Below are 13,988 nucleotides of genomic sequence, written 5' to 3' on the forward strand. Positions count from 1 at the left end.
ACCCTTTATAATGCGCGCCGGTTTTTGGGGTAATGGTCATGAGTACAGAAGATCCGCGGTTTGCAGGCATCGCCCGTTTGTATGGCATCGAAGGCCTTGAACGCCTGCGTGCGGCCCATGTGGCCATCGTTGGCGTCGGTGGTGTCGGTTCCTGGGCGGCGGAAGCCATGGCACGCTGTGGCGTGGGCGAGATTTCGCTATTCGACCTGGACGACGTCTGCGTCAGCAACGCCAACCGTCAGTTGCATGCGCTGGACAGCACGGTGGGCAAGCCCAAGGTCGAGGTGATGGCCGAGCGTCTGCGCGGGATCAATCCGGACTGCACGGTGCATGCGGTACCGGACTTCGTTACCCGCGACACCATGGCCGAGTACATCACGCCGAACATCGACTGCGTGATCGACTGCATCGACAGCGTCAACGCCAAGGCTGCGCTGATTGCCTGGTGCAAACGCCGCAAGATCCAGATCATCACCACCGGTGGCGCGGGCGGGCAGATTGACCCGACGTTGATCCAGGTCTGCGACCTGAATCGCACGTTCAACGACCCGCTGGCGTCGAAAGTGCGCTCCACGCTACGCCGCGACTACGGTTTCTCCCGCACCGTGACCCGCCACTACAGCGTGCCGTGCGTGTTTTCCACCGAGCAACTGCGCTACCCGAAACCGGATGGCAGCATTTGCCTGCAGAAGAGTTTTGTCGGCGATGGCGTGAAGCTCGACTGCGCGGGCGGGTTTGGCGCAGTGATGATGGTCACGGCAACCTTCGGCATGGTCGCGGCGACCAAGGCGGTGGACAAGATCGTGGCGGGCGTGCGGCGGCCGGCGGATCGGGTCAAGCCTGAGGCCTGAAACACAATCCCTGTAGGAGCTGGCTTGCCAGCGAGGGCGGCTCCTACAGAGTTAGCTCGCGCATGCGTTGTAATACGGCATTCAAGCCGTTACTGCGAGACTCGGACAACTGCCGTCCCAACCCCAGCTGATTGAACCAGTCCGCCAAATCCACCTGCAGCAACTCAGCCGCCGATAACCCGTTGACCCGCGCCAGCAGCAACGCCACCAGCCCGCGAATCAGGCGAGCATCGCTGTTGGCGCTGAACTGCCAATGACCGTCGCGCAGTTCGCCCACCAGCCACATCTGGCTTTCACAGCCGTGCACCCGGTTGGCATCGCACATCTGCGCATCACTCAACGCTGGCAGGCGCTCGCCCCATTGCATCAACAGGCGTGCGCGTTGTTCCCAGCCGGCGGCTTTCTGAAAGGTGTCCAGTGCCGTCACGGCATCGGCAGGCAGGTTCATCGCAACAGCTCCAGCGCCTGGTCCAGGGCTTCAAAGAACCGCTCAATGTCTTCGGAATCGTTGTACAGCGCCAACGACACCCGAATCGCCCCGGCCAGTTCGAAGCGTTTGAGCAGCGGCATGGCGCAGTGATGACCGGCGCGCACCGCGATCCCTTGTTCGGTCAGCAAATGCGCGAGATCGGAGTTATGCACACCCTCGACGGTAAAGCTGGCCAGTGCCACTTGCGGCCTGGCCAGTAGGCGAATGCCGTTGCGCGCCTCAAGGCCCTTGAGCAGGCAGGCATGCAGCGCCGCTTCATGGGTGGACACGGCGTCCTGATCGAGCCCGGCGAGGTAATCCAGGGTCGCTCCGAGGCCGATCACACTGGCAATCGGCGGCGTCCCGGCCTCGAAACCCAGCGGTGCCGGGCGAAAGCGTGCGTCGTGATAATTGGCATCCAGCACCATTTCGCCGCCGAACTGCCAGGGACGCAGCTGTTGCAGCGCTGTATTGCGCCCGAACAGCACGCCCAGGCCATCGGGGCCATAAAGCTTGTGGCTGGAGAACACATAAAAATCGCAGCCCAGCGCTTGCACGTCGTGGCGGCCATGGACCACGCCCTGGGCGCCATCGATCACGGTCAGTGCGTTGTGCGCCTTGGCCAGCGCCAGCAATTGCGGCAGCGGCTGCCACGCGCCAATCACGTTGGACAGTTGACTGACCGCCAACAGGCGGGTGCGCGAGCCGATCAAGCCGGCACCGGCTTCAAGATCGATCACACCGTCGGTATCCAGTGGCAGGATCACCAGTTTCAGGTCGCGGCGGTGCGCCAGTTGCTGCCAGGGCAACAGGTTGGCGTGATGCTCCAGGGCGCTGATGACAATTTCGTCGCCCGGATTGAAAAGATGCTCCAGGCCGTAGGCCAGGAGATTCAGCGCGGATGTCGCGCCATGGGTAAAGATGATCTGACCGCAATCACCCGTATTGAGCCATTGCGCGACTTTGCGGCGGCTGTCCTCGAACGCCTGGGTGGCGTGAGCGCCGGGCAAGTGTTGCGCCCGATGCACGTTGGCCGCGCCGTTGGCGTAGTAATGCGCCAGGGCATCCAGCAGGGCTTGAGGTTTTTGCGTGGTGGCGGCGTTGTCCAGATAGGTCTGGCCTTGCCGTTGCAGGGCGGCGATAGCCGGAAAATCGGCGCGCCAGGGAGAGAGAATCATCATGTGTTCGCCTGTACGCCTGACCCCTGTAGGAGCGAGCTTGCTCGCGATGATCGCCTGGACGACACGGGCTGTCTGATGCCGCGCGTTATCGTTGACTTCCATCGCGAGCAAGCTCGCTCCTACAGCGGTGCGGGTGGTCGTGTGGCTTAGTTGTGAGCGTGCAGCGCTTCGTTCAGTTCGATGGCCGATTTGTGGGTTTTGCATTCCACGGCACCGGTCTCCGAATTGCGACGGAACAGCAGGTCCGGCTGGCCGGCCAGTTCACGAGCCTTGACCACTTTGACCAGCTGATTGTTTTCGTCCAGCAGTGCCACTTTGGTGCCAGCGGTCACGTACAGGCCCGACTCGACAGTGTTTCGGTCGCCCAACGGGATACCGATACCGGCGTTGGCGCCGATCAGGCAGCCTTCGCCGACCTTGATCACGATATTGCCGCCGCCCGACAGGGTGCCCATGGTCGAGCAGCCGCCACCCAGGTCCGAGCCCTTGCCGACGAATACGCCAGCGGATACGCGGCCTTCGATCATGCCCGGGCCTTCGGTGCCGGCGTTGAAGTTGATGAAACCTTCGTGCATCACGGTGGTGCCTTCGCCCACGTAAGCGCCCAGGCGCAGGCGCGCAGCGTCAGCGATACGTACGCCGGCCGGAACCACGTAGTCGGTCATTTTCGGGAACTTGTCCACCGAGAACACTTCCAGCAGCTCGCCGCGCAGGCGGGCTTCGAGTTGCAGCTCGGCCAGTTCGCTCAGGTCGACCGCGCCCTGGCTGGTCCAGGCCACGTTTGGCAGCAACGGGAAGATCCCGGCCAGGTTCAGGCCGTGTGGCTTGACCAGGCGATGGCTCAGCAGGTGCAGCTTGAGGTAAGCCTCCGGGGTGGACGACAACTGGGCGTCTTCAGCCAGCAAGGTGGCAACCAGCGGCTTGTGGCTCTCGGCCAGGCGGGTCAGCAGCTTGCCTTGTACCGCGTCGATGCCTTTCACGGCTTCAGCCAGTTGCGCGGCCTGCGCGGTGGTGAAGGTGATGGCCTGGTTGCCTTCGCTGTAACCGAGGATCGGCGCAATGGCAGCGACCAGTTCGGCGGACGGGTTGAGCAGCGGCTGGGCGTAGAACACTTCCAGCCATGCGCCTTGACGGTTTTGAGTGCCGACACCAAAGGCCAGGCTGAACAGGGTAGTAGACATGTTGATACCTCTAGCAAATTGAAACGGGCTGCTTACTTGAGCGCGGCCGCGTAGATATCTGGCTTGAAGCCAATCAGGGTTCGGTCACCGAGATCAAGCACCGGGCGCTTGATCATCGAGGGTTGTGCGAGCATCAGTTCGATGGCTTTCGTCTGGTCGAGATCGGCTTTGCGTTCGTCGTCGAGCTTGCGAAAGGTCGTGCCTGCACGGTTCAACACCACTTCCCAGCCGTGCTCGTTGCACCATTGGGTCAGGTGTTCACGGTCGATACCGACCGCTTTGTAATCATGAAAGTCATAACTGACAGCGTGTTCATCGAGCCAGGTGCGCGCCTTTTTCATGGTGTCGCAGGCTTTGATGCCGAAAAGGTGCAACGTTTTGCTTGAAACGGTCAAGGAATTGCCCCCTTTGCAGGTGCTGGAATTAAAAGGTGAAGGATTATGCCATGACCGGACGGTTTCGCGGCGGCTGTGGTCGGGTTTGTATTTGTGTCATGCCATTAAACCTTTGTAGGAGCGAGCTCGCTCGCGATGAACCTGAGAGCGCCGCGGGTTGTCAGGCATACAGCGTTATCGTTAACGACCATCGTCGGAACGCCGCCCGGAGCTAGCTCGCTCCTACAGAAGGGTGGTATTCAGTCGTGCGACATTGGTGCAAGGGTCAGCAGACAGTCTAAGCGGCTAATATGGCACTTCAATGCTGTCGATTGTCCGGGAACCACGCTTTATGCAAACCGCTTACACCGTCCTGATCCTGTTGATGCTGGTCGGCGTTTCGCGCCTGATCGGACGGGTGATTCCGTTGCCGTTGCCGCTGGTGCAAATCGCCGCTGGGGCCTTGCTTGCATGGCCGACGCTGGGTTTGCATGTGGCACTCGATCCCGAACTGTTCCTGTTTCTGTTCCTGCCGCCGCTGTTGTTCTCCGACGGCTGGCGCATGCCCAAGCGCGAGCTCTGGCGTCTGCGCGGGCCGATCCTGACCCTGGCGGTGGGGCTGGTGCTGTTTACCGTGGTCGGCGCCGGGTATTTCATTCACTGGCTGCTGCCCGGTGTGCCATTGCCGGTGGCGTTTGCCCTGGCGGCCGTGCTGTCGCCGACGGATGCGGTGGCGGTGTCGGCCATCTCCCGCAATAGACTGCCCACACCCTTGATGCACATCTTGCAGGGTGAGGCGCTGATGAACGATGCCTCGGGCCTGGTGACGTTCAGGTTTGCGCTGGTGGCAGCGGTGACCGGCGTGTTCTCGCTGGCCAATGCCAGTCTGACATTCATGCTGGTCGCCGTCGGTGGTCTGGTTGTCGGGGTGGCCTTGAGCTGGCTGGTCGGCCGCCTGCGGGCGTGGATGATCGCACGCGGCTGGGATGATCCGGCGACGCACGTGGTGTTCATGTTGCTGCTGCCGTTTGCGGCCTACGTGCTGGCCGAGCGCATGGAAGTGTCGGGCAGGCGGTGGCGGCGGGGATGATGCAGAGCTGGCTCGATCTGCTGCCGCGCCAGACCAACACCCGCTTGCTCAATCGCAGCGTCTGGTCATTGCTGGAGTTCGCCTTCAATGGCCTGATTTTCCTGCTGTTGGGCCTGCAGTTGCCGGACATCATCAAGGCTGTCGCCAGTCACGAAACCTCGCTATGGCCGACGTTGCTGTTTCGCGGGCTGGACGTGCTGGCGATTTTCCTGGTGCTGCTGGCCTTGCGCTTCGTCTGGGTGCAGAGCATTTGGCGCCTGTCGGTGTTGCTGCGACGCCTGCGCGGCAAGGGTGAGGTTACCCGGGTGCCGACAGCGCGATCCTGTTGGTTGCTGACCGTTGGCGGTGTGCGCGGGGCCGTGACGCTGGCGGGTGTGATGTCGGTGCCGATGCTCATGGGGGGCAACGCATTTCCCGAGCGGGACTTGCTGATCTTTATTGCTGCCGGGGTGATTCTGCTGTCGTTGATTGTGGCCTGCATCGCACTGCCGCTGTTGTTGCGTGGCATCGAAGCCAGCCCGGACGACAAGCGGCGAAATGAAGTGCGCGACGCCTGGCGCAAGACCGCCGAAGCGGCCATTCATGTGCTTGAGGCAGAAGAGGTCAACCCGCAGGACGCTGCCCAATCCGCGCTGGCTGCAGAACTCAAGGCGCGGATCATGTCGGAGTACCGACATCAGTTGGAGGTGTTCAACGATTCCGCTGAAGCCCAGGCCCTGGCCTTTCAGATGGACTTGCTGGAGCGGCGTTTGCGCTTGAAGGCGCTGCGGGCGCAGCGCCTGGAGTTGTATAGCCTCAGTCGTCAGCATCAGATTGGTGATGATGTGCTCCGGGAGGTGTTAGGTGAGTTGGATTTGAGTGAGGCAAATCTGGGGGGAGTGAAGTAGCTCTATTCAGTGGTTGCTGCGGGCGTCAGGGATAAATCTTGCGCATGGCTGCGATATCACCTTCGCTGATTTGCGAATTTTGAGGTTGATGCCAGTCGCCTACAGTGAGTTCGTTGAGGACTTTGTAGTGCATCACCGACTGCCGGTCGTAGGGAGTGTAAGTTCGGCCGGGAACACGCTCAAGGGGAAAGACATTAGCGTCCACTACTGCCCGGGAGAAGCCGGCTGTTGCTGCGAAATGGGCATATGCTTTTTCTCGGTCCCAAGGTATTCCTGCGTCGGGATGTTGATGTTCATGGTTCAGGCCTAGTGCATGTCCAAATTCATGAATGACCGTGAACTCAAAATAAGTTGAGGAAAATTCGGTTCCCAGCAGCATCGAAGGAGTATGAGGGCTTCCTGTGATTGAGTCGGTGCCTAGTTTAGAGCCTCCGGTGCCGTTGTATTGTGGGGTGCATTCGACTCGGATGTCGCCCAAAAACTCTTCGGAGTTATAGATTTCATCTTCGTCTATCTCAACAAAGTCGAAGTTTAGATTGATGTAAGGTTTCCATTTGTTTGCGCCGTTTTTTACAGCTTCAAATGAATGTTCGTTATAGCGGTAGACCAAGATTTTTAAGGTTTTACCAAGGCTCCAGTATTTTGTATGTTCCCCGACGCTGCGTTTTTTGCGACCGCCGGTGCTGCTGATCGCATTACTTGCTCGCTCGTTTATGGCAGTGTTGTAAGAGGCGAGTGGGTCGGGGTTTGTAAGGATTCTGGAATATTTCGGTTGGTTCATGTTGTTGTGCTTGTTTGTTTGTGAGTGAGTCCTGAGAGTATGTTTGGTGTGGTGAGGCGTCTAGTTGATTAGTTGTTCGTATTGTTGCGATGAAAGTTTGAGTTGGTTGGAGGTTTTTAGTAGATATTGGTGCGGGATACATAGCCTGTACCGCATTGCACGGTACAGGCGTTATAACTATTACTTGGTTTGGGTTGTTATGAAGTTGCGAATTCGTTCTGCTGCTTCAACACATTCGGCCAGTGGCGCAACCAGCGCCAAGCGCACGCGGCCTGCACCCGGATTGAATCCATCAACTTCACGGGAAAGATAGGAGCCTGGCACCACCGTCACATGTTCTTCAACAAACAAGTCGCGGCAGAACGCTTCATCATCACCCTCGACGTTGGGCCACAAGTAGAAACCACCATCCGGACGCTGCACGTCCATCACCGGGCTGAGGATTTCCAGCACGGCGTCATACTTCTCGCGGTACAACGCACGGTTGGCGCACACGTGCACTTCGTCATTCCACGCGGCAACACTGGCCAATTGCGTCTGAACCGGCATCGCGCAGCCGTGGTAGGTGCGATAGAGCAGAAAGCCCTTGAGGATGTCGGCGTCACCGGCGACAAAACCTGAACGCAGGCCTGGCAGGTTCGAACGTTTGGACAGGCTGTGGAACACCACGCAGCGCTTGAAGTCTTTGCGGCCCAATTCCACGCAAGCGCTGAGCAGGCCTGGTGGCGGGGTTTGTTCGTCGAAGTAGAGTTCGCTGTAGCACTCATCGGCGGCAATCACGAAGTCGTACTCGTCGGCCAGTGCGATCAGCTTTTTCAGGGTTTCCACCGGAATCAATGCACCGGTCGGGTTACCTGGCGAGCACAGGAACAGGATCTGGCAGCGTTTCCAGATGTCCGGCGACACGGCGTCGAAATCCGGGTTGAATCCGTTTTCGTCCAGGCACGGCAGGTAATGCGGCTTGGCCCCGGCGAGGAACGCCGCGCCTTCGTAGATCTGGTAGAACGGGTTCGGGCTGACCACCAGTGCGTCATCGCCACGGTTGACCACGGTCTGCGTGAAGGCAAACAGCGCTTCGCGGGTGCCGTTGACCGGCAGCACGTTGCGCGCCGGGTCGATCCAGCCTTTGGGGACGTCGAAGCGACGCTCGCACCATGTCGCGATGGCTTCACGCAGGGCCGGAATGCCGAGGGTGGTCGGGTACACCGCCATCTGGTCCAGGTTGCTGGCCAGGGCTTCGGCGACGAAGCTTGGCGAGCGGTGCTTCGGCTCGCCGATGGACAAGGCGATCGGGCGTTTGTCCGGATTGGGCGTGACACTGCCGAGCAGGGCGCGGAGTTTCTCGAACGGGTAGGGCTGCAGCTGGGTCAGAGCGTTGTTCATCGATAAATCTCGTTCGGTGTTGGAGCGACGCGGGTCCCTGTAGGAGCGAGCAAGCTCGCTCCTACAAAAGGGCGGGCCGTTGTTGATTCAGATGCTGATGCGCGACAGTTTGATATCCGGTTCCTGGTTGACGCTCAGTTGTTCGGCGATCGCATCCTGCAGGCGGCTGCACAGCAGCGGGTCGGACAACGGCAGATTGTTGGCGTCGGTGATGAAGAACACGTCTTCTACGCGCTCGCCGAGGGTGGCGATCTTTGCGTTCTGCAATGACAGATCGAACTCCAGGAAAATCGTCCCGATCCGCGCCAGCAGGCCCGGGCGATCAGGCGCCGTGAGTTCCAGCACCGTCACCTGGCGCTGGGCATCGTTGTGGATCGTCACCTGTGGCGCAAAGGCGAAATGCTTGAGCTGACGGGGCACCCGGCGCTGGATGATGGTCGGGTAGTCGTCCGGGTTGCGCAGGGCTTCGGTCAGGCCGTCGCGGATTTGCTTGATCCGTGCCGGGTTATCGCCAATCGAGTCGCCGTCGGTGTCGAGCACGATATAGGTGTCGAGGGTGAACTGGCTGCTGGAGGTAATGACCCGGGCGTCGTGAATGTTCAGGTTGAGCTGGTCCATCGCAGCCACGGTCACGGCAAAGAAGTCGTGCTGGTCGGGGGCGTAGATGAAGATCTGTGTGCCGCCTTCGAACTCGCGCTGGGTGGTTTCCTTGATCAGTACCAGTGGCCCGCCGTCGGCCGGTTGCTGGAGGATTGCGTCGCTGTGCCAAGCCACATCGCCGGCGGTGTGACGCAGGAAATAGTCGTCACCCAACTGCGCCCACAGTTGCTCGACATCGTCCGGGTCGGTGCCGCCGCGCACCAGGATATCCAGGGCGGCGCTCTGGGTCTGGCGGATCTGCTCTTCGCGATCCACCGGGTTCTCCAGGCCGCGACGCAGGGCGCGCTTGGTCTCGGTGTAGAGCTGGCGCAGCAGGCTGGCGCGCCAGGAGTTCCACAGGGTCGGATTGGTGGCGTTGATGTCGGCGACGGTCAGCACATACAGGTAGTCGAGGCGGGTTTCGTCGCCAACGATCTGTGCGAAATCGTGGATCACCTGGGGGTCGGACAGGTCCTTGCGCTGGGCGGTTGTCGACATCACAAGATGGTTTTGCACCAGCCACACGATCAGGCGGCTGTCCCACGTAGGCAGTTGATGACGCTGGCAAAAGGCCTCGGCATCCACGGCACCGATGTCCGAGTGATCGCCATGCCGGCCTTTGCCGATATCGTGGTACAGGCCGGCCATGTAAATCAGCTCGGGCTTGGGCAGCTTGCCCATGAGCTTGCTGGCCAACGGGAATTTTTCCGACACCTTGGTGTACTGCAACTTACGCAGGTGCTTGATCAGGTTCAGGGTGTGGGCATCGACCGTATAGATGTGGAACAGGTCATGTTGCATCTGCCCGACGATAAAGCCGAATTCGGGCAGGTAACGCCCAAGGATGCCGTAACGGTTCATCCGCCGCAGGTTGCGGTGGATGCCGATCTTGCACTTGAACAGCTCGATGAACAGGCTGGTGTTGCGAATATCGTTGCGGAAGTCGTCGTCGATCAGGTAGCGGTTTTCCCGCAGCAGACGAATGGTGTCGGCGCGCACGCCCTTGATTTCCGGTTGCTGGGCCATCAGCACGAAGATTTCGAGCATGGCGAACGGCGTGCGACGGAAGACATTGTTGTTGCGTGCTTCGATGTAGCCGTCATGCAACTGGAAGCGCGAGTTGATCGGTTGTGGTGGCGCTTCGTCTTCCGGTGCGAGGATGACTTCCTCGAAGTGCTGGATGATCAGGTCGCTGAGTTGGGCGATGCTCATCACCACCCGGTAATACTGCTGCATGAAATTTTCGACGGCTTGCTTGGCGTCGTCGCCTTTGAAACCCAGCAACCCGGCAATGGTGCGCTGGTGATCGAACAGCAGGCGGTCTTCAGCACGACCGGCGAGCATGTGCAGGGCGTAGCGAACCTTCCAGAGGAACTCCTGGGAAGAGGCGAGCAGGGCGTTTTCACTCTCGACCAGGAATCCTTCGCCAGCCAGTGCCCGCAGGTTCAGGGTGCCGTACTCGCGACGGGCCACCCAGAGAATCGTCTGGATATCCCGCAAGCCGCCGGGTGAGCCTTTGACGTTGGGTTCCAGGTTGTATTCGGTGTCGTTGTACTTGTGGTGGCGGGCCTTTTGTTCGGCGCGCTTGGCCAGGAAGAAGTCCTTGCTCGGCCACATGTGCGCGGTGCTGGTGACCTCCAGCATGCGCTGGCGCAAATGCTCGGGGCCGGCGATGGTGCGGCTTTCCATCAGGTTGGTGACGACCGTCAGGTCGGCGCGGGCCTCGACGGCGCACTCGTCGATCGAGCGAACGCTCTGGCCGACCTCCAGGCCGATGTCCCACAACAGCGTCAGAAAACGCTCTATGGAATCGCGGAAAACTTCGTGGTCGGCGCTGTCCAGCAGGATCAGCAAGTCGATATCGGAATAAGGGTGCAATTCACCGCGGCCGTAGCCACCGACAGCGACCAGTGCAATGTCGGCGTCCTCGCTCCAGCTGAACTGGTTCCAGGCCTTTTGCAGGATGTTATCGATGAACCAGGCGCGATCCTCGATCAGCCGGCGAATATCCCGGCCACTGCGAAAACGCTCGTCGAGCACCTCGCGGGCCTGGCGGATAGCCTTCTTGAAGGCCGCGATCGGGCTTGCCTTCAGGGCCAGTTCAGCCTGGAACTGGCCACGGTCGAAGAGTTCGGGATCCACCTGCGGCATCGATTGGCTTTCCTTTCTATAGGCGATGTACGGTAACGGGATCAGGCCGAAACGCGAGGGATGGTGTCATCGCTGCGCAGGGTGAAGATCTCGTAACCGGTTTCGGTCACCAGCAGGGTGTGTTCCCACTGTGCCGAGAGCTTGCGGTCCTTGGTGATCGCAGTCCAGCCGTCGCCCAGCACCTTGGTGTCGGCCTTGCCCTGGTTGATCATCGGCTCGATGGTGAAGGTCATGCCGGCCTTGAGTTCCATGCCGGTGCCAGCGCGGCCGTAGTGCAGGATCTGCGGCTCTTCGTGGAACACCTTGCCGATGCCGTGACCGCAGAATTCGCGAACCACCGAGAAACCGTTCTTTTCAGCGTGCTTCTGGATGATTTCGCCGATGTCGCCCAGGCGGCAGCCAGGCTTGACGATTTCAATCGCCTTGTACATGCATTCCTGGGTCACCTGGGACAGGCGCTCGGCCCAGACCGGCACGGTGCCGACGTGGAACATGCGGCTGGTGTCGCCGTGGTAGCCGTCCTTGATGACGGTGACGTCGATGTTCAGGGTGTCGCCATCTTTCAGCGGCTTGTCGTTCGGGATGCCGTGGCAGACCACATGGTTGATCGACGTGCAGATCGACTTTGGATAGCCCTTGTAGTTGAGCGGGGCAGGGATGGCTTTCTGTTCATTGACGATATAGTCGTGGCAGATCTGGTTCAGTTGATCGGTGGTAACGCCCGGCTTGACATATTCGGCAATCATTTCCAGCACATCGGCGGCCAGTTTGCCGGCGATACGCATCTTGGCGATATCCTCGGGGGTTTTGAGGGTGACGGTCATACAGGCTCTCTCTGCGCTCGATGGCGCTTTCCAAACGAAAAGGGCATTGCGCGATCGATCTTCGCAGCCCTGAAAAATGCGATTCTACCAGACGATCAGCGCAAATCTGCGCCTGTGTGCATCGCTTCTCTTTATAGAATGGTGCATTCTTGGCGGATTCCAAGGGGTAGAGCAAAGTGCCCGCCAGGATTTCAGAATCCGGGTTCCGTTTTGCCCTGCCTTGTGGTATAAAATGCGCCGCTTTCCGGGGATGTCCCGAAAAGCCTAAATCCACACACGTGTCGACACGATGACCTGGGTGCCTTCAGCTGATGCTGCTGGTTGGTCATTGGGATACGTGGAGGCCAAACCCGACTTATTAAGGAACTATCATGTCCCAAGTCAACATGCGCGATATGCTGAAGGCCGGTGTGCACTTCGGTCACCAGACCCGTTACTGGAACCCGAAAATGGGCAAGTACATTTTCGGCGCGCGTAACAAGATCCACATCATCAACCTTGAAAAAACCCTGCCAATGTTCAACGAAGCTCTGACTTTCGTAGAGCGTCTGGCCCAGGGCAAAAACAAGATTCTGTTCGTCGGCACCAAGCGTTCCGCTGGCAAGATCGTTGCTGAAGAAGCAGCACGTTGCGGTTCGCCGTACGTCGATCACCGCTGGTTGGGCGGCATGCTGACCAACTTCAAAACCATCCGTGCTTCCATCAAGCGTCTGCGTGACCTTGAAGTTCAAGCCGAAGACGGTACTTTCGCCAAGCTGACCAAGAAAGAAGCGCTGATGCGCACTCGTGACCTGGAAAAGCTGGATCGTTCCCTGGGTGGTATCAAGGACATGGGCGGTCTGCCAGACGCTCTGTTCGTTATCGACGTTGATCACGAGCGCATCGCGATCACCGAAGCCAACAAGCTGGGCATCCCGGTTATCGGCGTAGTCGATACCAACAGCAGCCCGGAAGGCGTTGACTACATCATCCCAGGCAACGATGACGCAATCCGCGCTATCCAGCTGTACATGGGTTCGATGGCTGACGCTGTAATCCGCGGTCGCAACAACGTTGCCGGCGGCACCGAAGTGTTCGTTGAAGAAACTCCGGTAGCAGCAGCTGAGTAATTGACGCCTTGGCGTTGACTCAGTAAGCAAAAAGGGGGCTTGGCCCCCTTTTTGCCACCTCGAAAACCATTTGTCGGCGCCCACTGCTCTATCTGTAACGTGCGGCAGCTAACAAGGGTGGTTCGGGAAGAATTGATCGCCCGTTCGATCGGGTGGAATGGTTGAAAACCTATCCAAGAGGATTTTGAAATGGCAGAGATTACTGCAGCGTTGGTCAAAGAACTGCGCGAGCGTACCGGCGAAGGCATGATGGACTGCAAAAAGGCCTTGACCAAGGCTGGCGGCGACATCGAGAAAGCCATTGATGACATGCGTGCTTCGGGCGCCATCAAGGCTGCCAAGAAAGCTGGCAACGTTGCCGCTGAAGGCGCTATCGCCATCAAGGCTGACGACAAGGCAGCCGTGCTGCTGGAAGTCAACTCGCAGACCGACTTCCTGGCCCTGCAAGACGACTTCAAGAACTTCGTTGCTGCCAGCGTAGAAAAAGCCTTCGCCGAAAAACTGACCGACGCAGCTCCGCTGATCGCCGCTCAGGAATCGGCTCGTGAAGCCCTGGTGGCGAAAGTTGGCGAGAACGTCAACATTCGTCGTCTGGTACGCGTAGAGGGTGACGTTGTCGGCACCTACCTGCACGGTAACAAGATCGGTGTTGCTGTTGTTCTCAAGGGCGGTGACGTTCAGCTGGCCAAAGAGATCGCCATGCACGTGGCTGCAAGCAACCCTGAGTTCCTGCTGCCATCGCAGGTTTCTGCCGAAGCCATCGAGCGCGAGAAGGCTGTATTCCTGCAGCTGAACGAAGACAAGATGAAAGGCAAGCCTGCTGAAATCGTCGAGAAGATGATTGCTGGCCGTATCACCAAGTTCCTGGCTGAAGCCAGCCTGGTTGAGCAAGCTTTCGTGATGAACCCGGAACTCACCGTGGGTGCCCTGGCCAAGAAAGCCGGCGCTGAAATCGTTTCCTTCACCTACTTCAAAGTCGGCGAAGGCATCGAGAAGCCAGTGGACAACTTCGCAGAAGAAGTTGCTGCCCAGCTGGCTGCCGCCAAGCAATAAGACGGTTTTTTAACT

11 protein-coding genes and 1 pseudogene are annotated in these 13,988 nt (G+C 59.3%); 4 read left to right on the plus strand and 8 right to left on the minus strand.

The annotated features are described in order from the left end of the window. Window positions 1-32: 32 nt before the first annotated feature. Complete coding sequence (gene tcdA / locus RS887_RS15410) at window positions 33-851, plus strand: tRNA cyclic N6-threonylcarbamoyladenosine(37) synthase TcdA (protein ID WP_008019563.1); 819 nt, start codon at window positions 33-35, stop codon at window positions 849-851. 43 nt (window positions 852-894) lie between these two features. Here the strand turns inward: tcdA and RS887_RS15415 are convergent, their stop codons facing one another. The 4 genes from RS887_RS15415 to RS887_RS15430 form a co-directional block, all read right to left on the minus strand. Next, window positions 895-1,299: a SufE family protein gene (locus tag RS887_RS15415; protein ID WP_322616039.1), complete on the minus strand. Its 405-nt coding sequence runs from the start codon at window positions 1,297-1,299 to the stop codon at window positions 895-897. Next, complete coding sequence (locus RS887_RS15420; protein WP_322616040.1) at window positions 1,296-2,501, minus strand: cysteine desulfurase; 1,206 nt, start codon at window positions 2,499-2,501, stop codon at window positions 1,296-1,298. Before RS887_RS15420 ends, RS887_RS15415 begins: the two co-directional genes overlap by 4 nt. 146 nt (window positions 2,502-2,647) lie before the next feature. Continuing rightward, entirely contained in the window at window positions 2,648-3,682 is a 1,035-nt protein-coding gene (dapD, locus tag RS887_RS15425; RefSeq protein WP_008019559.1) for a 2,3,4,5-tetrahydropyridine-2,6-dicarboxylate N-succinyltransferase, read from the minus strand. Between the two features lie 32 nt (window positions 3,683-3,714). After that, window positions 3,715-4,077 (minus strand): ArsC family reductase, encoded by a 363-nt coding sequence (locus RS887_RS15430; RefSeq protein ID WP_008052792.1) that lies wholly within the window; start codon window positions 4,075-4,077, stop codon window positions 3,715-3,717. Window positions 4,078-4,408: 331 nt separating this feature from the next. Between RS887_RS15430 and RS887_RS15435 the strand changes: the two are divergent. Further along, window positions 4,409-6,033 (plus strand): annotated as a pseudogene (locus RS887_RS15435) (Na+/H+ antiporter). 25 nt (window positions 6,034-6,058) lie between these two features. On the opposite strand, the gene RS887_RS15440 reads toward RS887_RS15435, so the two are convergent. The 4 genes from RS887_RS15440 to map form a co-directional block, all read right to left on the minus strand. After that, window positions 6,059-6,814 (minus strand): peptidase M12, encoded by a 756-nt coding sequence (locus RS887_RS15440; protein WP_322616041.1) that lies wholly within the window; start codon window positions 6,812-6,814, stop codon window positions 6,059-6,061. 180 nt (window positions 6,815-6,994) lie between these two features. Beyond that, window positions 6,995-8,197, minus strand: a complete 1,203-nt coding sequence (gene dapC, locus RS887_RS15445) for a succinyldiaminopimelate transaminase (RefSeq protein ID WP_322616042.1) — start codon at window positions 8,195-8,197, stop codon at window positions 6,995-6,997. An 87-nt stretch (window positions 8,198-8,284) separates the two neighbouring features. Next, window positions 8,285-10,987 (minus strand): [protein-PII] uridylyltransferase, encoded by a 2,703-nt coding sequence (locus RS887_RS15450; protein ID WP_322616043.1) that lies wholly within the window; start codon window positions 10,985-10,987, stop codon window positions 8,285-8,287. 41 nt (window positions 10,988-11,028) lie between these two features. Beyond that, window positions 11,029-11,811, minus strand: coding sequence for a type I methionyl aminopeptidase (map, locus tag RS887_RS15455; protein WP_007990276.1), 783 nt, complete (start codon window positions 11,809-11,811; stop codon window positions 11,029-11,031). Between the two features lie 371 nt (window positions 11,812-12,182). Between map and rpsB the strand changes: the two genes are divergently transcribed. Beyond that, entirely contained in the window at window positions 12,183-12,920 is a 738-nt protein-coding gene (gene rpsB, locus RS887_RS15460; RefSeq protein ID WP_111281351.1) for a 30S ribosomal protein S2, read from the plus strand. Window positions 12,921-13,109: 189 nt separating this feature from the next. Further along, a complete protein-coding gene (gene tsf, locus RS887_RS15465) occupies window positions 13,110-13,973 on the plus strand; it encodes a translation elongation factor Ts (RefSeq protein WP_057400886.1) in 864 nt (287 codons plus the stop codon). Window positions 13,974-13,988: the final 15 nt, after the last annotated feature.

The sequence above is a fragment of the Pseudomonas sp. BIC9C genome (assembly GCF_034541995.1).
GTDB classification, from domain to species: domain Bacteria; phylum Pseudomonadota; class Gammaproteobacteria; order Pseudomonadales; family Pseudomonadaceae; genus Aquipseudomonas; species Aquipseudomonas fluorescens_CC.

Excerpts from the sequence above, each read along its gene's own strand:
- tcdA (WP_008019563.1), top strand. The coding sequence starts at position 33 with ATGGTCATGAGTACAGAAGATCCGCGGTTTGCAGGCATCGCCCGTTTG.
- RS887_RS15415 (WP_322616039.1), bottom strand. The coding sequence starts at position 1,299 with ATGAACCTGCCTGCCGATGCCGTGACGGCACTGGACACCTTTCAGAAA.
- RS887_RS15420 (WP_322616040.1), bottom strand. The coding sequence starts at position 2,501 with ATGATGATTCTCTCTCCCTGGCGCGCCGATTTTCCGGCTATCGCCGCC.
- dapD (WP_008019559.1), bottom strand. The coding sequence starts at position 3,682 with ATGTCTACTACCCTGTTCAGCCTGGCCTTTGGTGTCGGCACTCAAAAC.
- RS887_RS15440 (WP_322616041.1), bottom strand. The coding sequence starts at position 6,814 with ATGAACCAACCGAAATATTCCAGAATCCTTACAAACCCCGACCCACTC.
- dapC (WP_322616042.1), bottom strand. The coding sequence starts at position 8,197 with ATGAACAACGCTCTGACCCAGCTGCAGCCCTACCCGTTCGAGAAACTC.
- RS887_RS15450 (WP_322616043.1), bottom strand. The coding sequence starts at position 10,987 with ATGCCGCAGGTGGATCCCGAACTCTTCGACCGTGGCCAGTTCCAGGCT.
- map (WP_007990276.1), bottom strand. The coding sequence starts at position 11,811 with ATGACCGTCACCCTCAAAACCCCCGAGGATATCGCCAAGATGCGTATC.
- rpsB (WP_111281351.1), top strand. The coding sequence starts at position 12,183 with ATGTCCCAAGTCAACATGCGCGATATGCTGAAGGCCGGTGTGCACTTC.
- tsf (WP_057400886.1), top strand. The coding sequence starts at position 13,110 with ATGGCAGAGATTACTGCAGCGTTGGTCAAAGAACTGCGCGAGCGTACC.